20 protein-coding genes and 1 pseudogene are annotated in these 17580 nt (G+C 68.6%); 11 read left to right on the top strand and 10 right to left on the bottom strand.

Annotated features, from left to right (window positions below):
* Positions 1 to 59 precede the first annotated feature (59 nt).
* Together RHA1_RS20200 and RHA1_RS20195 are read right to left on the bottom strand one after the other, a co-directional pair.
* On the bottom strand, positions 60 to 518 hold the full coding sequence (locus RHA1_RS20200; protein ID WP_005561213.1) for a nucleoside deaminase: 459 nt from the start codon (positions 516 to 518) through the stop codon (positions 60 to 62).
* 11 nt (positions 519 to 529) lie between these two features.
* Positions 530 to 1069, bottom strand: coding sequence for a tRNA adenosine deaminase-associated protein (locus tag RHA1_RS20195; protein ID WP_005248749.1), 540 nt, complete (start codon positions 1067 to 1069; stop codon positions 530 to 532).
* A gap of 49 nt (positions 1070 to 1118) precedes the next feature.
* Here RHA1_RS20195 and RHA1_RS20190 point away from each other — a divergent pair, with 49 nt between their 5' ends.
* Complete coding sequence (locus tag RHA1_RS20190; protein WP_011596634.1) at positions 1119 to 2087, top strand: prephenate dehydrogenase; 969 nt, start codon at positions 1119 to 1121, stop codon at positions 2085 to 2087.
* 51 nt (positions 2088 to 2138) lie between these two features.
* Here the strand turns inward: RHA1_RS20190 and RHA1_RS20185 are convergent, their stop codons facing one another.
* Both RHA1_RS20185 and RHA1_RS20180 read right to left on the bottom strand, forming a co-directional pair.
* Complete coding sequence (locus tag RHA1_RS20185; RefSeq protein ID WP_011596633.1) at positions 2139 to 2726, bottom strand: putative glycolipid-binding domain-containing protein; 588 nt, start codon at positions 2724 to 2726, stop codon at positions 2139 to 2141.
* A complete protein-coding gene (locus tag RHA1_RS20180; protein WP_011596632.1) occupies positions 2723 to 3820 on the bottom strand; it encodes a hypothetical protein in 1098 nt (365 codons plus the stop codon). Before RHA1_RS20180 ends, RHA1_RS20185 begins: the two co-directional genes overlap by 4 nt.
* 180 nt (positions 3821 to 4000) lie before the next feature.
* On the opposite strand from RHA1_RS20180, the gene RHA1_RS20175 reads away from it, so the two are divergent.
* From RHA1_RS20175 to RHA1_RS20160, 5 genes are all read left to right on the top strand, one after another.
* Positions 4001 to 5146 carry a DNA cytosine methyltransferase gene (locus RHA1_RS20175; protein ID WP_041811762.1) on the top strand — a complete coding sequence of 382 codons (1146 nt, stop codon included), beginning with the start codon at positions 4001 to 4003 and terminating at the stop codon, positions 5144 to 5146.
* 14 nt (positions 5147 to 5160) lie between these two features.
* Complete coding sequence (locus RHA1_RS20170) at positions 5161 to 5565, top strand: very short patch repair endonuclease (protein ID WP_009477217.1); 405 nt, start codon at positions 5161 to 5163, stop codon at positions 5563 to 5565.
* 126 nt (positions 5566 to 5691) lie between these two features.
* Positions 5692 to 5958, top strand: a complete 267-nt coding sequence (locus RHA1_RS20165; protein WP_237726934.1) for a hypothetical protein — start codon at positions 5692 to 5694, stop codon at positions 5956 to 5958.
* Positions 5959 to 6078: 120 nt separating this feature from the next.
* Entirely contained in the window at positions 6079 to 6231 is a 153-nt protein-coding gene (locus tag RHA1_RS50565; protein ID WP_011596630.1) for a hypothetical protein, read from the top strand.
* A gap of 53 nt (positions 6232 to 6284) precedes the next feature.
* Positions 6285 to 6716: a nitroreductase family deazaflavin-dependent oxidoreductase gene (locus RHA1_RS20160; RefSeq protein ID WP_011596629.1), complete on the top strand. Its 432-nt coding sequence runs from the start codon at positions 6285 to 6287 to the stop codon at positions 6714 to 6716.
* A gap of 16 nt (positions 6717 to 6732) precedes the next feature.
* Here RHA1_RS20160 and RHA1_RS20155 read toward each other — a convergent pair whose 3' ends face one another.
* The 5 genes from RHA1_RS20155 to RHA1_RS20135 form a co-directional block, all read right to left on the bottom strand.
* A complete protein-coding gene (locus tag RHA1_RS20155; protein WP_043780545.1) occupies positions 6733 to 7536 on the bottom strand; it encodes an NAD(P)H-binding protein in 804 nt (267 codons plus the stop codon).
* Positions 7537 to 7612: 76 nt separating this feature from the next.
* Complete coding sequence (locus tag RHA1_RS20150; RefSeq protein ID WP_009477212.1) at positions 7613 to 8926, bottom strand: serine hydrolase domain-containing protein; 1314 nt, start codon at positions 8924 to 8926, stop codon at positions 7613 to 7615.
* A 102-nt stretch (positions 8927 to 9028) separates the two neighbouring features.
* A complete protein-coding gene (locus RHA1_RS20145) occupies positions 9029 to 10597 on the bottom strand; it encodes an MFS transporter (RefSeq protein WP_011596627.1) in 1569 nt (522 codons plus the stop codon).
* Entirely contained in the window at positions 10594 to 11832 is a 1239-nt protein-coding gene (locus tag RHA1_RS20140; RefSeq protein ID WP_011596626.1) for a cation:proton antiporter, read from the bottom strand. The genes RHA1_RS20145 and RHA1_RS20140 overlap by 4 nt, the downstream gene beginning before the upstream one ends.
* A 99-nt stretch (positions 11833 to 11931) precedes the next feature.
* Positions 11932 to 13005: a D-2-hydroxyacid dehydrogenase gene (locus RHA1_RS20135; RefSeq protein ID WP_011596625.1), complete on the bottom strand. Its 1074-nt coding sequence runs from the start codon at positions 13003 to 13005 to the stop codon at positions 11932 to 11934.
* A gap of 208 nt (positions 13006 to 13213) precedes the next feature.
* Here RHA1_RS20135 and RHA1_RS20130 point away from each other — a divergent pair, with 208 nt between their 5' ends.
* The 4 genes and pseudogenes from RHA1_RS20130 to RHA1_RS20120 all read left to right on the top strand — a co-directional run bounded on the left by RHA1_RS20130 (position 13214) and on the right by RHA1_RS20120 (position 16162).
* Positions 13214 to 14662, top strand: a complete 1449-nt coding sequence (locus RHA1_RS20130) for an MFS transporter (RefSeq protein ID WP_011596624.1) — start codon at positions 13214 to 13216, stop codon at positions 14660 to 14662.
* Positions 14659 to 14748 (top strand): annotated as a pseudogene (locus tag RHA1_RS51960) (fumarylacetoacetate hydrolase family protein); the annotation flags it as partial. The gene RHA1_RS20130 and the pseudogene RHA1_RS51960, both read left to right, overlap by 4 nt.
* A 206-nt stretch (positions 14749 to 14954) precedes the next feature.
* Positions 14955 to 15398, top strand: a complete 444-nt coding sequence (locus tag RHA1_RS51955) for a fumarylacetoacetate hydrolase family protein (protein WP_237726933.1) — start codon at positions 14955 to 14957, stop codon at positions 15396 to 15398.
* Positions 15395 to 16162 carry an SDR family oxidoreductase gene (locus tag RHA1_RS20120; RefSeq protein ID WP_009477206.1) on the top strand — a complete coding sequence of 256 codons (768 nt, stop codon included), beginning with the start codon at positions 15395 to 15397 and terminating at the stop codon, positions 16160 to 16162. The genes RHA1_RS51955 and RHA1_RS20120 overlap by 4 nt, the downstream gene beginning before the upstream one ends.
* A 4-nt stretch (positions 16163 to 16166) precedes the next feature.
* Here RHA1_RS20120 and RHA1_RS20115 read toward each other — a convergent pair whose 3' ends face one another.
* The gene (locus RHA1_RS20115; RefSeq protein WP_011596622.1) at positions 16167 to 17066 is read right to left on the bottom strand and encodes a LysR family transcriptional regulator; all 900 of its coding nucleotides are present in this window, start codon (positions 17064 to 17066) and stop codon (positions 16167 to 16169) included.
* 100 nt (positions 17067 to 17166) lie between these two features.
* Here RHA1_RS20115 and RHA1_RS20110 point away from each other — a divergent pair, with 100 nt between their 5' ends.
* Positions 17167 to 17532: a YybH family protein gene (locus tag RHA1_RS20110; RefSeq protein WP_011596621.1), complete on the top strand. Its 366-nt coding sequence runs from the start codon at positions 17167 to 17169 to the stop codon at positions 17530 to 17532.
* The last annotated feature ends 48 nt before the right edge of the window (positions 17533 to 17580 follow it).

The following is a 17580-nucleotide window of genomic DNA, read 5'->3' as shown; positions in this document are numbered from 1 at the left end:
CGGGTCATGCGGACCCGGCCACATTGTGTCGAGTACCCCACGAAAGAGTTTGAAACCGGTCAGCGCCGCTCACGAAAGAAGTCTTCGAGGATGCCGGCGCATTCGTCCTCGAGAACACCGCCCCTGACCTGCGGTCGGTGGGTGAGACGGCGGTCGCGGACCACATCCCACAGTGAGCCGACGGCACCGGTCTTCGGCTCCCACGCCCCGAACACCACCCGGGAGATCCGGGCCAGCACGAGCGCACCCGCGCACATCGTGCACGGCTCCAGCGTAACCGCGAGCGTCGCCCCCTCGAGGCGCCACCCGTCGCCGTATACCCGCGCGGCGGCCCGCAACGCGATGATCTCGGCGTGCGCCGTCGGATCCGACATCGCCTCCCGCGAGTTCACGGCCCGCGACACCTCCACACCGTCGGCGTCGAACACCACCGCACCCACGGGCACGTCGGCGTCGGTGGCGGCGCGGGCCGCTTCGATCGCCGCGCGGATCATCCGCTCGTCGTCCTGAAGAGTCACGGCGCGTGAAACTACCGGGGAAGCTTGTCGAGAACCCCGGCCAGCTCCGTGGTGAACCCGAGCCGCTGCGCGATCATCCCGAGCTGCTCGTCGGGATACAGGTCCGTCTCGGACGTGATGACAGCCAGAACGGGTTCGGGCAGACCGAGGTCGGCGAGCAGCGACAGGTCACCCTCCTCCCACGGCTCGATGTCGTCGAGTTCGTCCGGGTCGATGTCCGGGACCTCGATGTTGAGCGCCTCGAGGACGTCGGCGGCGATGTCGTAGTCGATGGCCGCGGTGGCGTCGGACAGCAGCAGACGCGTTCCCGACGGCGCAGGCCGGAGCACGACGAAGAATTCGTCGTCCACGTCCAGCAGACCGAAGAACGCGCCCGCGCTACGGAGGGCCCGAAGCTCCTCCTCCGCGACGCTGAGACTGGTCAGAGCAGCCGAAGTGAGGGCCTTGACCTTCCACCGGCCGTCCTCGTGTACTACCGCGACACCGAAGCCCTCCAGATCCTCTGCCCGATCCGAGGAGGCGCTGTTGTTTTCCGCGCGCTGTGCACCCATGAGCGCAACGGTAGCCCGCGGGGTGCCGGTAAATGAAGTCCGCACTCGAATGTGCCAACCTGTTCGGGTGTCTGATACCCCTTCCGCACCTCCGGTGTGCGTGCTCGGCCTGGGCTTGATCGGCGGTTCACTGCTGCGTGCGGCGGTCCGGGCGGGCCGCGAAGCGTGGGGTCACAACCGATCCGCGCCGTCCGTCGACGCCGCCCGGGCGGACGGTTTCGACGCCGACACCGATCTGGTCGCGGTACTCCAGCGCGCGTCGGCCGAGTCGGCGCTGATCGTGATCGCGGTCCCCGTGCCCGCGGTCGCCGCCACCCTCACCGCGATCGCCCTGTACGCATCGAACTGCTCGATCACCGACGTCGTCAGCGTCAAGGCGGAGGTCGCGGCGGCGGCAGCCCGCCAGGGACTCGCCGACCGCTACGTGGGCGGGCACCCGATGGCCGGAACGTCGGCGTCCGGGTGGAGCGTCGGCAGCGCCGACCTGTTCCGGGAGGCCGTGTGGGTGGTCGGCACCGACGACGGCGTCGACCCCGCCATCTGGACACAGGTCGCGCAACTCGCGTTGGACTGCGGTTCCGTCGTCGTGCCCGCCGAGTCCGCCGAACACGACCGGGCGGTCGCGCGCATCTCGCACCTGCCGCACCTGCTGGCCGAGACCCTCGCGATCACCGGTGCCCGCGGCGGACCGCTGGCCCTGGGCCTGGCGGCCGGCTCGTTCCGCGACGGCACCCGCGTGGCGGGCAGCGCGCCCGGACTCGTCCGGGCCATGTGCGAAGGCAACCGGGACGCCCTGCTGATCGCCCTGGACGAAGCATTGGTACTGCTGCAGGACGCGCGGACCGAACTGGCGGAACAGTCGTCGACGGCGACGCTCGTCGAGGCCGGCCACACCGCACGCCTGACGTACGACAACCAGGAGACGTGGGAGATCACCGGCATCGTTCCCGGCCGCGAAGGCTGGATCGACGACATGCGTGATGCGGGTCGGCGGGGAGGGCGGCTCCGCCGCCTGTGAGTGCTCGACGAGTCCAGAGACTCGTCAACCACGCACGGGCGGCTGCGCCGCCTATATCCGTTCGGCCAGGCCCGGGTAGTCGATGATGAACCCGTCGCGGTCGACGGTCACCGAGGAACTCGACACCGGCGACAGCACGTGGATGCCGTCCGGACCGCTGCTGTAGGTGAGGATCGCGCCCTCGACCCGCAGGTCCAGGAGGTTCACGTAGACGACGGGGACCTCGACGTCCTCGGATCCGAGGTGCAGTCCGTACCGCCGGATGGGCAGGGCGTTGAAGAACGGGCTGAGCACCATGTCGACGTCGAGGGCGCCGTCGAACGTGGACCGCTGGTGGTTGGCGCCGTGCTCCACCATCCACGTGCCCTCTTCGTCCCGGCTGATCGACATCTGCCGTTCACCGGCCGCGACGGACGTCCGCAGCGACAGCCTGCGGGTGATTCCGCTTTCGTCGGTGACGAGGTCGTAGGACGCGCTGAACGCCGGATGCTCGGGGCACTCGCCGCCGATGATCCGGCCTGCTGCCTTGATGCGGTCGCCGTTGAGCTGGACGCGCACCGATTCCATTCGGGGTGCGTTGTCCGCCCGCCACGTCAGTACTGCGGGCCAGGTCGAGGCACCGGAGGCTTGGATGCTCACCTGTCTACGGTAAGCGACGACGGCTCCCGGGGTGGCAACGGGCCGAGTTTCGTTGTAGCAGAGTTGTCGAGAGCCAGTGCCCGGGCTCGTTCCGTGACCGCGATGCGCGACGAGAAGACAACGAGCGCGCCGAGTCCGACCGCCACGTTCAGCAGTGCCCCGAACTCCTGGGCGACGAAGTCGAACACCTCGGTGAGCAGCACCGTGACCAGGGCCGCGGCCCGCAGGAACTGCAACGGCCACAGCTTCCCGCTCCGCAGTCGCACGATCGCCGACCAGCACAGGACGAACGCGATCGCCGACCCGGTGAGCTGGCCGACCGTCGTGATGTCCGTTCCTTCGTCGCCGCGGAGGTCGTCGTCGAGTGTGATCACGGCACTGAGCAGTCCCAGGGTGGAGAACAGGGTGAGGAGCACAGCCGCGGTCCAGAGCATGCCGGGACCCTTGGCGAACGCGGGGGTCGCGCGCCGGGCCAGCTCCCGCGCGGTGGGCACGGTCCGGCCGTTCCGGTCCGGGCAGTGGGCGAGCAGATCCCGGACCGAGGTCAGCGTCGCCTCGTCCGCGCCCGCGGCGGCCGCCCGGCGCAGCTGCGCCAGCGCCTGCTCCCGGCGTGCGCGGTCCAGGCCACGGTCCAGGCCGCCGAGCGCGATGGCGGCGGCGTTGGCGACGTCCTCCGTCGGGGTCGGCGGCCGGACGTCGTGCAGCGACCGGTTGACCAGCAGCAACACGACGATCACCACATACATGATCGCGACGGACGGCCGGTAGAAGTAGTCGTTGGATTTGGTGACGAACTTGCCGATCTCGTCGAGGAACAACCCGAACCCGATGCCGCCGATCACGACGCCCAGGACGCGCGGTTTCATCCCGAGGAACGAGAACACCGTCACCAGAGCCACGACCATGCCGAGTCCGCCCCACAGGACGTGCGCGATGTGCAGCGACGAGCCCCCGACCTGTGGATAACCGGTGAGGTGAAGATAGGCGCGGGTGAGCAGGATCGTGACGATCCCGATGATGACGAACGCTTCGACGAGGCCGCTGCCCTGGGCGTCGCGCAAGAGGTGCGGCCGGTTCCGGAAACCCGAGATCATGGCGCCTCCCTGTGCTCCCACCTACAGGAAGTCTATGTGGCTTCGCCACCCGTGAGTACTTGTTAACCCCCCGCGGTTAATAAGTACTCACGGGTCGTTGGTCAAAGCAGGCACAGATCTCGAGTAACGTTCTCGGGTGACTGGTTCGTGAGGAAGGGTGCCGTGACGTCAACCGGGAGCATGGTGGGCCTGTTCGCCGGTATCGGCGGGCTCGAGTTGGGTCTGAGAGAGCACGGCTGGAACACCGAACTGCTCTGTGAGATCGACCCGGGCGCCCAGGCGGTTCTGCGTACCCAATTCACGGACGTCCCTGTGCATTCCGATGTCACCAAGCTGCGTTCCCTCCCCCGGGACATCGAACTCGTCGCCGCCGGTTTCCCGTGCCAGGACCTCTCGCAGGCGGGCCGGACGGCCGGTATCACGGGTTCGCGTTCCGGCCTCGTCGACGAGGTGTTCCGGTTGGTGAAGCGGAAGAAGGGTCCGCGCTGGCTCCTGATCGAGAACGTGCCGTTCATGCTGCAGCTGGGTCGCGGGGCGGCTATGAGGCACATCACGGACGCTCTCGAGGACCTCGGCTACACGTGGGCGTACCGGGTGGTCGATGCGCGCGCGTTCGGGCTCCCTCAGCGCCGTCAGCGGGTCCTGATGCTCGCCTCGCGCACCGAGGACCCCCGGGCGGTGCTGTTCGGTGAGGACGCCGGGGAACGCCCCGTCGACGACCATGCCGACTTCCCGTGCGGTTTTTACTGGACCGAGGGCACCCGTGGCCTCGGGTGGGCGGTCAACGCGGTTCCGACGCTGAAGGGTGGTTCGTCCGTCGGTATCGCGAGCCCGCCCGCCGTGCGACTGCCGTCGGGCGAGATCGTGACGCCCGGGCTCGTGGACGCCGAACGCCTGCAGGGCTTCGACCCGGACTGGACGGCGCCCGCCGCGCTGGTCCCCGGATTGCGGAACAGTCATCGGTGGAAGCTCGTCGGCAACGCGGTGAGTGTGCGGATGGCGTCGTGGGTCGGTCGGCGTCTGCTCGAGCCTGCGGACTACGAGCGGGGTTTCGAGACGCCGATGAAGCCCGGCGACGCGTGGCCGGTGGCAGCGTGGGGCAGCAATCGTCAGGCGTTCCGGGTGCACACCTCGACGTGGCCGGTGCAGGAACCGTACGAGGATCTCAGCGGATTCCTCGAGGACACCCGGCTGCTGTCGGCCCGCGCGACCGCCGGTTTCCTGAAGCGGGCGCGGATGGGCAATCTGCGTTTCGTTCCGGGGTTCATCGACGACGTCGAGAGCCACCTCGACCGTATGGGCGGCTTCCCCGAGGCCGCCGCGTAGCGGACGGAGCCGCGATGCCCGCCACCGATCCCGCGACCAGCGCCCGGATGCGGGCGCAGCGGCGTCGCGACACCGCACCCGAACTCGCACTCCGCAGGGAACTGCACCGGCGCGGGGTCCGGTACTACGTGGACCGGGCGCCGATGAAGGGTGTCCGGCGGCGCGCCGACCTGGTGTTTCCGCGGCGGAAGGTGGCCGTGTACGTGGACGGGTGCTTCTGGCACAGCTGCCCGCAGCACGCCACGTTCCCGAAGAACAACGCGCAGTGGTGGGCCGAGAAACTCGCCGGGAACGTCACCCGCGATCGTGACACCGACACGAGGCTGACCGACGCCGGGTGGACGGTGGTGCGGGTCTGGGAGCACGAGAATCCGGTGGTCGCGGCGAACAGGGTCCAGGAAGCTCTCGGCGACGCGTGACCCCCGCTTCGCCGGCGGCGGCGGTCGAGGTGTTGAATTTTCCACCCCTAGGGGTATGGTCGCCCGCCGCCGATCGGTGCAGGATGGTGTCACAGCAACCATTCGAACCACCTTCGGAGGCGCATGATGATCCGCCGTATCGTCGCGGCGGCCTCCATTGCGTTTGCAGCAGCGGCCGTCCCACTCGTCGGTCCGGCGACCTTTGCCGTGGCTGCCCCAGGCGACACCTACATCAGCAACCCCCCAGCCAACCCGACGGACCAGAGTTTCTGCGACGACCAGGCCGCCCTCGCCAACAACCTTGCATCGAAGGGCGACTACGCCCGTGCCGACGGGGTCGTGTCGGCGGCGAACATGAGCGGTTGCCGCATCTACACATTCCCCAGCCCGTAGCCGGTTGCCGGCCTGCACCGTCGCCTGGCCGGAGCGGTCCGACGAGGCGGGCGGCTTCTCGTCGTCGGACATCACCCTTCCGATCCGGAGACGTCCGTCGGGCGGCCCAATGTTCCCGACATGCTGTTCACACCGGAACAGGTCGCTGCCGTACTGGACGCCGAGGAGTGGGACATCCTGGTGTCGGCGGCACCCTCGCGTGAGGCGCGCGACCCCGAGGGGCAATCCGTCACCGTTCACGACACCGTTCTGCACGCGGTTCGCCGGGCCTGACGACGGTCTACTGTGTGGGCACGATCTGTTCCGAGTGCCGAGACGAGGACACCGTGGCCGACTTGTTCGTGAAAGCCCTTCAGCTGCATCAGTTCGTCTACGAACGCAGCGGCGGATGGGTGGGGCATCGGTTGCTGTTCGGGATGCCGACCCTGTTGTTGCACAGTGTCGGCCGCAAGTCCGGGAAGCCGCGGACGTCCGCGTTGACGTACGGCCGTGACGGCGCACGCTATCTGGTCGTCGCGTCGAAGGGTGGTGCGCCTACGTCGCCCGCGTGGATGCACAACGTGCTGGCCGCGCCGACCTGCGAGATCCAAGTGGGCCGCGACCGCATCACCGTGGTGGCGCGGAAGGTTGTGCCGGGCGACCCGGAGTACGACCGGATGTGGGCGACGATGAATGCGATCAACCACGGCCGGTACAGCGAGTATCAGAAGAAGACGGACCGGCCGATTCCCGTCATCGCGCTCACCCCGAACCGCTGACTCGGCCGGTACGACGTCAGCGGAACTCGTCGACGTGCGCCGACGCCCACTGCGCGAACGTGGTCGCGGGGCGTCCGGTGAGTTGCTCGACGAGCCGGTTCGCCTGCTGGGGAGCGTCGACCAGGCTCGCCATCCCTTCCAGGTACCAGCGGGCGTACTCTCCCATCGCCGGCGTCAGGACGTCGACGGCCTCGTCCAGCGACACCTGCCGGTACTCGATGTTCCGGCCGAGGGCGGCGCCGAGTTCTCGGACGAGCTCGGCGCGGGTGATCGTCTCGGGACCGGTGAGTTCGTACGACGCGCCGACGTGCCCGGACTCGAGGAGGGCGACGGCCGCGACCTCGGCGATGTCGTCCATCGCGATCGGCGCGTTCGCCGCCGTTGGGTACGGCTCACGCACGGTGTCTCCCGCGGTGATCTGCGGTGCCAGGATTCCCGCGTTCTCCATGAACTCGCCGGGCCACAGGTGCGTCCACTCGATGCCGGACGCCTCGACGGCCCGTGCGACGTCACCCCAATGGCCGTCGTGGGGACCGGACAGGTCGACGACGTGCCGGACCCCGGCCTGCTTCGCCAGGGCGAGCGCGTCCGGGGCGGTGTCGGGAGTCGGTGCGAGGTAGAGGGAATCGACGCCCTCGAACGCCGCGGGCAGGCTGCCGAGCCTGCGGAGGTATCCCTCGACGACGGTGACCGAGTCCGGAAGTTGCGCTTTGTCAGGATGATTCGTGAGGGCCCGGACGTCCGTCGCACCCCGCGCGAGCAGGTGGTCGACGAGCATTCTGCCGATGTTCCCGGTTGCCCCCGTCACGAGAATCGTCATGCCCTGCACGCTACCGCCGCGGGAGGGCATGCGAGTGGCAAAGTGTGCTCGCGCACGCTTTGCCACTCACATGGGGTCAGCTCGTCGGCGGGGCGGACGTCGAGGACGTCGCCGGGGTCTCCGAGGGCGTCGGCGTGGCCGGGGTCGACGCGTCCGGATTCTGCACTCCGGCGCTGAGCTTGTAGATGTGTTCCGGCGAGATGATCTCCGTGACGGCCCCCGCCAGCGCGGTGCTCGGTTCGCTGCCCTGGTAGGGGACGTCGGTGTTGATCATGATCGCGAGGGTGGTCTCCTGCTCGGGTAAGTAGACGCAGACCGTCTGATACCCGGGGAGGCTGCCGTTGTGCCCGATCCAGCCGGCGACGTCGAAGATGCCCAACCCGTAGCCGACGTCCGATGCCAGACCCGGTGCGTTGACCGTCTCGAGCCGTTGCGCCTGTGTGGCCGGCTGCAGCAGTGTGCCGGTGGCCAGCGCGGGCGCCCAGATGTGCAGGTCGTCGAGGGTCGAGATCATCGCGCCCGCCGCCCATCCCCAGGACGGATTCCAGTCGGTGGCCACGGCTTCCTTGTCGTCCAAGGTCTGCTCGGTGTAGCCCTGCGCGTGCGGTTCGGGGAACGCGTTGGTGGTCGGGAAGCTCGTGTCCGCCATCTTCAGTGGCTGGACGATCTTCTGCGTCACGTAGTCCGGGAGCGGCAGTCCGCTGACCTTCTCGATGACAAGTCCCAGCAGGGTCGTGTTCGTGTTGGAGTACTCGAATCCCTGCCCCGGCGGGAACGTCGCGGGCTGCGCGAACGCGTAACCCAGCAGTTGTTGCGGGGTGAACGCGGCCTGCGGGTCGCTGAGCAACGCCTTCTGGAAGTCCTCGTTGGCGGAGTAGTTCGCCAGCCCGCTCTGCATCCGGGCAAGTTCGCGCAGCGTGATCTGATCACCCAACGGCACACCCTCCACGTACTTCGAGATGGGGTCGTCGAGCGCAACCTTGTCTTCGTCGACCAGCTGCAACAGTCCCGTGACCGTGAACGTCTTTGTCACACTGCCGATTCGGTGGAAGAAATCGGTCTCCATCGGCGCGCCCGTCGTCTTGTCGGCGACGCCGAACGCCTTCACGTAATTGCCGTCGGGCCCCCACACCCCCACGATCGCGCCGGGAATCGCCGCCATCGACATCGTCTTCTCGATCGCCTCGTCGAGTCGGTCCGCGACACCGGGGTCGATCTGCGCGTCGGCCCCGGCGTTCGGTGATTCCGCCTGCGTCGTCGTGGAGGTAGCGGAGGTGCCCGTGGAGGAGGAGTCGTCGGAGCACGCCGCGGGCACTACCAGCAGCAGTGCCGCTGCGGCCGCCGCGAGGCCTCGTCGCCGATTCGTCCTGGTCACGACCTGAGCTGTCATCGTGCGTCCCGTCGTCGAGGTGCCCCTCCCGGGAACTTACTCCGCGACCGCCGGGCGAATGTACCTTTCGGCGCTTCTGAGGCGACCGGCGATACATTCGCCCTACTGCGCTCTGTCGGTCGCGTATTCGGCCAGCAGTCGCTTCTCCTCGTCGCGATGCGGGTAGAAGAAGAACACCACTACGGCCCCGGCGCACACCACCAGGATCGCGGCGAGGTACGCGCGATCGTCGCCGTCGAGGAAGGCGTTGCGGGCGGCGGCGATGATCTGCTCGGCGTACTGCGGGTAGCGTTCCGCGAGCACTTCGGCGCTGGAATACGACTTCGTGAGCGCCGCTTGGGTTTCCGGGGTGATCTGGCTGGCGTCCGGCGACGAGGCGATGGTCGCCGACAGCGACTTCGCGTAACCGGCGGTGAGCACGGCGCCGAGGATCGACTGCATGATCGCGCCCCCGAGGTCGCGTTGCAGGTCGGACGTGCCGGACGCCATGCCCGCCCGCGACACCGGCACCGAACCGGTGAGCGACCGCGACGCGGGGGTCCCGGCGAACCCGACCCCGATGCCCACGAACGCGTACGCGAGCGCCACCCACCAGAAGGTTGCGTCTTCGTCCCACCACACCAGCGCGACAACCAGTCCGAGGACGACGAACAGGTAGCCGAGCAGCAGTGTGAACCGGGCGCCGTGTGATTCGACGAGTTTCGCGGAGCGGGGTGCGACGACGACCATCGCGACGGCGGCCGGGATGATCGCGGAACCGGCGGCGAGCGTGGAGTATCCGAGCACGTTCTGGAGGAACTGCTGCCCGATGAACATCGCACCCATCAACGCGCCGAACACGATCACCCCGCCGACGGCGGCCACCCAGAACGTCGGGCGGGCGGCGACGTGCAGATCGAACAGCGGGTGCGCCGCCCGTCGTTGCTGCAGGAAGAACGCGGCTCCCGCGGCGAGCGCGATCAACCCGAGACCGATGGCGAGCGCCCCGGAGCCGTCCACCGGCGCGAAATTGATCGCGAGGATGAGGGCGGCGATGAAGACGACGGAGATGATGCCGCCGAGATTGTCGACGGGATCGGTCGTCTCGTTGACGTGGGCGGGCACCCACAGGATGGCGGCGACGAGGGCGAGAGCGGCGAGCGGAAGGGTCACGAGGAACACCGAGCCCCAATGGAAATGCTCGAGCAGCGCGCCCGACACGATCGGCCCGAGCGAGGAGATCGCACCACCGAGGGCCGACCAGAGTGCGATCGCCTTGGTCCGGGGCGGTCCCGACCACAGTGCGGTGATGATCGCGAGCGTGGTGGGGAACGCGAGGCCGGCGGATACACCGCCGAGAACACGTGCGAGGAACAGTATTTCGAAGTTCCCGGCAAATCCCGCGATCGCCGACGCCGGCAGCGACAGCGCCATGCCGAGCACCAGCATCTGTTTACGCCCGTAGCGGTCGCCGAGTGCCCCCAGATAGAGGACCGACGCGGCGAGCCCGAGTGAGTACGCCACGGCGACGAGGTTCAGCTGCGTCTGACTCGCGTCGAAGGCCCGGCCGATGTCGGGGAGCGCGACGTTCGCGACCGACAGGTTCAGGTTGGCGACGGCGGCGACGAGGATCAGGGTCGCGAGGATCAGCGTCGCTCGGGCCGGCGCCTGCGTCGTTTCGGTTCGAGTCACTGCCTGCTCCCGGGGTTCTGGTCTCCTCGTGGACCCGCCGTATCGGCCGCCGGTTCGGGGCTCGACGCGAGCAGCGACGCGGCGAGCGGGAAGAGGAGGACGGTGATCGCGCCGGCCGCGACGAGCACGGAGGCGTTGGCGGACGTCATGTCACCGGAGTCGACGGCCACTCCGGTGACGGCCACGATCAGCGGCAGGCCGGTTCCCGCGTACAGCGCCAGCTGGGTGCGTTCGCGGGCGGTGAAGGGTGGATCCGTGCCGTTCGCACCCCGGTCGAACCTCCCGGCGACGTAGACCGGGCCTGCCCGGACCAGCAGGATCAGCAGGACGAACGCGATGAGGACGCCGGGTTCGGACGCCACCGCGGCGACGTCGATGGCCATGCCGGACGTCACGAAGAAGATCGGGATCAGGAACCCGAACGCCAGGCCGTCGAGCTTCTTTTCGAGCGTTTCGTCGCCTTCGGGTGTGGCCCGCCGCAGGATGAATCCCGCCGCGAAGGCACCGAGGATCGTGTCGAGCCCGAACGACGCCGCGAGCACGGTGAGCGCGACGAGGAGCAGCATGGTCAGCCGGACCGTCGTCTGCGACGTCGTCTCCGATCCCGACCGGATGATCGCGGTGATCCGGGAACCCTCCCGCCGCACGCGGGCGGGGATGAACGCGACCAGCACCGCCGCGGCCGTGAACAGTCCGAGGACCACGATGGACGCCACCGACCCTCGGGAGCCGAGCAGAACCGCCATGGCGACGACGGGTCCGAGTTCGCCGAACGCGCCGTGATTGAGGATCGTCCGGCCCAGCCGGGTGTCGAGGGCGCCCGCGTCACGAAGGATCGGGAGCAGCGTGCCGAGCGCTGTCGACGTCATGGCAATGGCCACCGCGGTTCCGGCGTCGACCACGTGGACGATGCTCAGCAGTGACACCACAGCGAACGCCAGGGCCAGCGAGACCAGCCACGTCAGCAGGGCCCGCCTGCCGCCGCGACCGGTGATCTCGGCCGTGTCGATCTCGTACCCGGCCAGCAGGAAGAGCAGACCCAGACCCAGGTCGCGCAGCAACTCGATCTCGCTGCCCTCGACCGCAATGTCGAAGACGTGAGGGCCGATGACGATCCCGGCGACGAGCAGAAGGACGACCTCGGGCACCAGCTTCCGGGGAAACATCCCGGCGAGCAGCGGTGCGATCACGGCGCATGCCACGATCCAGAACAGCGAGGCTCCCACGGAAGGCATGCATCACCCCGTCTCTCGAACCACCGGACAGCACTGCGTTCGAGCCTCACAGAGCAGGGGCGACGAGACATCATCCGTGAGGGATGAACGCCGGAAGCGTCAGTAGAACTCGACGGTGTCGACGCGGTTGATCAGTTCCTCGCCGTCGAGGAACCGGGTGGCGTTGCGCGCGAACAGTTCCGCGATGAGGCGATCCTCCGCGGGGTTCAACGCCGCGGTGTGCGGGCTGACCAGCACGTTCGGGTGAGCCCACAGCGGACTGTCCGATGCCAGGGGCTCGGACGCGAACACGTCCAGCGCGGCGAACCCGACCCGCCCGTCCTCGATCGCGGCGGTCATGGCGACCTCGTCGACGACGGTGCCCCGGCCCACGCTCACCACCGTGACTCCGGGCTTGACGGCGCCGAATACCTTTGCGCTGACGAGGCCTTCGGTGGCGCTGGTTCCGGGAAGCGTCACGACGATGCCGTCCGCGTCCCCGACCACGTCGGCCAGCCGGTCGGGGTGGACGATCCCGTCGACGCCCTCGACCGCGGTGTCGCGCCTGCTCGTTCCCACGACGGTGGCGCCGAGGGCCTTCAGCTTCAGCGCCGTCGCACGGCCGATGCTGCCCAGTCCGACGATGACGATGCGCTGCCCGGACACGGTTCCCATGGCCCAGCGGCCGCTCCACACCTTGTCACGCTGCTGGGCGAGGAGCCGCGGGAGGGTCTTGGCGCCGGCCAGCAGGCCGAAGACGGCGAACTCGGCCAACGGTTCCGCGTGCACACCGGCGGAGGTGCTGAATGCGATGCGGTCGAGTTGTTCGTCGGTGAGCCCGGCCGCCTTCACCTGGGCCCCGCCGCCGGCGGGCATCGTGTGCACCCAGCGGAGGTCGGGGTTGACGCCTGCCGTCCTCGTCAGTGCCGCGGGATTCTCGTCGGGCACGCCGTACAGGGCGTGCGCCGAATCGACCAGGTCGTCGAAGGCCTGCTGCTGCTCCGCGGTCCGGGAGTACGACGGATCGCCGGAGTGATCACCCGGGAATCGGGAGGGCGGCAGCAGGTCCTGCTCACGGATGAAGTCGATGCGCGGTTCCGCCCGGGTGACGAGACTGATGAGCTCTTCGCTGACGGGGGTCGCGGCGACGACGCGGAGTCGCCCGTCGAGTGGCTTCGGGTCGTGTGCGCTCACTGCAGATTCCTCCGGTACGGGCCGTTGCTGACCATATGTTCAGATCAAAAACTCTGCACTAATCATGTGATTCAGTCAACACTTTCAGTTATGTATGACAAATAGCCGTCCGCGCGGTATCGTCCTCGACACGCCAGTGACCTGGGTCACTACACCGACCTGTTTGTGACCGCGCTCGACGTGGTCCCGTCCCACAACGGAGCAGAAGATGTCCCCAGAATCGAAGATTCAAGTAGGCGCAGACTCGAAGATGCCGGAAGGCAGCAGCCACTCCACCCCACCGGTGCGCGCCTCCGACGACCCGGAGTACGCCGCAAACCTCAAACGCGCGACGCTTGCCAGTTCCATCGGCAGCGCGCTCGAGTACTACGACTTCGCCCTGTACGGCCTGGCGTCGGCACTGATCTTCGGCCAGCTGTTCTTCCCCGCCATGGGTGCGTCGGCCGCGTTGATGGCCAGTTTCGGCACGTACGCCGTCGGCTTCCTCGCCCGGCCCGTCGGCGGCCTGTTCTTCGGCGCCCTCGGGGACCGCCTCGGACGCAAGGCCGTCCTGATGATCACGATCGCGATCATGGGCGGCGCGAGCACGCTCATCGGCGTTCTGCCGACCGGCGCGCAGGTGGGCATCTGGGCCCCGATCCTGCTGGTCGCGCTGCGACTGCTGCAGGGCTTCGGCGCGGGCGCCGAACAGGCCGGTGCCACCACGCTGATGGCGGAGTACTCGCCCACCGAGCGCCGCGGATTCTTCTCCGCACTCCCGTTCGTCGGGATCATGGTGGGCACCCTGATGGCGTCCGGGGTCTTCGCGATCCTCGGCCAGATCGATCGCGAACTCCTCCTCGCCTGGGTGTGGCGGGTGCCGTTCCTCGCGTCGGTCTTCCTCATCGCCGTCGCCGTGTTCATCCGGCTCCGCATGCAGGAGAGCCCCACGTTCATCAAGCTGGAGAAGCAGGATCAGATCAGTGAGAGCCCGTTCCGGGAACTGATCGGCAGCTCGATGCCCAGCGTGCTCCGCGGCATCGGCCTGCGGATGGCCGAGAACGGCGGCTCGTACATCTTCCAGACCCTCGGCATCAGCTACGTGACGACGGTGGTGGGTGTCAGCAAGTCGATCGGACCGCTCGCCATCGCCTGCGGCGCCGCCATCGGCATGCTCGTCATCCCGTTCTCGGGCGCGCTGTCGGACCGCTTCGGCCGGATGCGGGTGTACCGGTTCGGTGCGGCGCTGCAGCTCGTCCTCGCGGTCCCGTCGTGGTGGCTGCTCTCACTCGGCAACCCGTACCTCGTGGTGGCGACGCTCGCGGTCAGCTACGGGATCGGCGTCAACGTGATGCTCGGCGCGCAGTGCGCGGCCCTGCCCGAACTGTTCGGAAATCGCCACCGCTACATCGGCGTCGCCGTCGCCCGGGAGACGAGCGCCATCCTCGCAGGCGGCATCGCCCCCTTCGTCGGCGCACTGCTGCTGTCGCTGCTGAACAACTCGTGGGTGCCGCTCGCGATCTACGTTCTGATCCTCAGTGTCATCACGTTCGCCACCACGTTCGTGACACCCGAAACCCGTGGCCGCGACCTCGGGCTGGCCTGGGATGCGATGGCCGACCCGGTCCACGGACCGGATGTCGCGGCCGCCGAGTCGAAGGCGCGGGTCGACGCATGAGACTGGCCCGCATCGCCACCGAATCGGGACCGCGGCCGGTGTGCCTGCGCGACGGTCGCTGGCACGAGGTGGCGGATCCGTACGCGGACACACCGACCTTCACCGGACCCGCACACGACCTCGACGGCGCACGGCTGCTCGCGCCCGCCGAACCGCGAGTCCTGCTCGGGATGGCCCACAACGGCGCACCCGGAGATCGCGACCTGCCGTTGCAGGCGTTCATGAAGTCGACGCGCACGGTGATCGGCCCGAGGATCCGATCGTCGTCGACGAGGGGCTGGGGCAGGTCAACGTGGAGGGCGAACTGGCCGTCGTCATCCGCCGCACGTGCCGCAGGCTTCGCCCGGAGGACGTCCCGTCCGCGATCCTCGGGTACACGATCGGCAACGACGTCACCGCCGTCGAGCAGATAGCGCTGGACGACAAGCTCACCCAGGCGAAGCACGGCGACGGTTTCACCCCGCTGGGACCGTGGATCGAGACGGATCTCGGCTCCGGGGACGTTCCGATCACCGTGCGCGTCAACGGCGTGACCGTGGCGGAGGCGTCCACGCGGCAGCTCGCGTGGAACGTGTCCGAGCAACTGGTCCATCTCACCCGGTATCTGACCCTCGGGCCGGGAGACGTCGTGCTCACAGGTTGCCCGTTCACGCTCGGCCCGGTCGAACCGGGCGACCGTACCGAGATCACGCTCGACGGTATCGGCACGCTGGCCAACCCGGTGCGTGCGCTGTGAATCTCTTCGATCTGTCCGGGCGCATCGCCCTGGTCACCGGTTCGAGCCGGGGAATCGGCTACGCACTCGCGCGCGGCCTGGCCGAGGCGGGCGCCACGATCGTCCTCAACGGGGTTTCGGGTGAGCGCCTCGCGCAGGCACGTGAGCGCCTCCGCGAGGAGTTCGGCGAGACCCGCGTCCACGCGTACGCGTTCGACGTCACGGATCCCGATCGGGTGACCGACGCCGTCGAACGGATCGAATCGGAGGTCGGGCCGATCGAGATTCTGGTGAACAACGCTGCGCTGCAACACCGTCAGCCGCTGCTCGACGTCACTCTCGACGACTGGAACAGGGTGCTCACCACCGACCTCACCAGCGCCTTCCTCGTCGGGCGCGCGGTCGCACGGTGCCAGATCGCCCGCGGGAGCGGGAAGATCATAAACGTCTGCTCGGTGCAGAGCGACCTGGCCCGGCCCACCATCGCGCCGTACACCGCGGCGAAGGGCGGACTGCGGAATCTGACCCGCGCGATGACGGCCGAATGGGCGGCGTCCGGGTTGCAGATCAACGGCCTCGCGCCCGGTTACATTCACACCGAGATGACGCAGGCCCTCGTCGACGACCCCGAGTTCGACTCGTGGCTCCGCGGCCGCGCGCCGGCAGGCCGGTGGGGCACCCCGGACGATCTCGTCGGTCCCGCGGTGTGGCTGGCGTCGGACGGTTCCCGGTACGTCAACGGTCAGGTGATCTTCATCGACGGCGGGATGACATCGGTGGTGTGAGGATTCACCGGCCGACCGCGGCCGGCACTTCCCCGAAAGTGCGGCGGGTGTGCAGGACGAGTTCGCGGAGCGCCGGACCCGCGAGACTCTTCCAGACCAGCGCGAGCACGGCCGGGATGTCGACGTCGTCCAGTGTGACCGCCGTCAACCGCCCCCGGTAATCCGTCGCCATCGACTCGCTGAGGATCGCGACCCCCAGTCCGCGGATCGCGAGGTCGGCGACGGCGTCGGGTGCACTCGCCTGCAACGCGATGTCGGGGCGGAGGCCGGCGGCCGCACACGCCTGGTCGAAAACCGTTCGGATCCCCGTTCCGGTCGGCATACATACGATCGCATGGTCGCCGAGTTCGGCCAGGGTGACGCGGGAACGCCCGGCCAGCGGATGTCCGGGCGGCACGGCCGCGACCAGCCCCTCGCTGATGATCGGGAAGGCATCCAACCCGTCCGGCGGGGCGGTCGCGGTGCCCACGAGGGCGAGATCGATCGCACCGGCGCGGACCCGTTCGACGAGGCGGTCGGAGCTGTCCTCGGTCAGCGTGATCTCGATCCCGGGGTGCGCGACGTGGAACGCGGACAGCGCGTCGAACAGCGGCTTCACCGTGCAGGCGGTGACCATCCCCACGACGAGCCGGCCCCGGATCAGCTGGTTCACGTCGTCCACGGCCTGACGCATCGCGTCGGCCGAGGCGAGGGCCGCGCGGGCGTGCACGAGCGCCGCTTCTCCCGCGGCCGTGAGCGTCGCCGTCCGGCTCGACCGGTCGATCAGCGTGGCGCCGAGGTCGTGCTCGAGCTGCCGGATCTGCGCGCTGATCCCCGACTGGCTGATGTGGACGCGTTCCGCGGCACGGGTGAAGTTCGCTTCCTCGGCGACCGCGACGAAGTACTCCAGCTGCCTCAATTCCATAAGCAGAAATTCTAGTATCCAGCAGAACTATCTGTTGGACTTCCGGTTGAGGCGACACCACTCTGGTATGTGACAGCCGTTCACCCACGAAAGGATTCCCGTGTCCGACTACGAGAAGGCCCTGAACCCCGAAGATCTCACCCGACTGTTCGTCGAGCGCAGCAACGCCGGCGACGCGGCCGGAGTGGCCGCCCTCTACGAGGAGAATGCCGTCATGGCGTATCCCCCCGGCAGCCGGACCGTCGGCCGGGCAGCCATCCAGAAGTTGTGGGAGTCGGTGCTCGCGAACGCGCCGCACTTCGAACCGGAGGCGCCACTCCCCACGCTGATCAGTGACGACATCGCCCTCACGTCCACGCCACCCAAGGACGGATCCGGCGCGCGGGCGCAGGTCGTCCGCAGGCAACCGGACGGAAGCTGGCTCCGACTGCTCGACCAGCCGGAGTTCGCCCCGCCCACCCGCTGAGGTCGCGGCTGCACCGACCCCTACACGGCATGAACTTCGTTGTCCACC

This window comes from Rhodococcus jostii RHA1 (assembly GCF_000014565.1).
Lineage (GTDB): Bacteria > Actinomycetota > Actinomycetes > Mycobacteriales > Mycobacteriaceae > Rhodococcus_F > Rhodococcus_F jostii_A.
The sequence above is the reverse complement of the archived record's forward strand: the minus strand, read 5'-3'. Positions and strand labels throughout refer to the sequence as shown.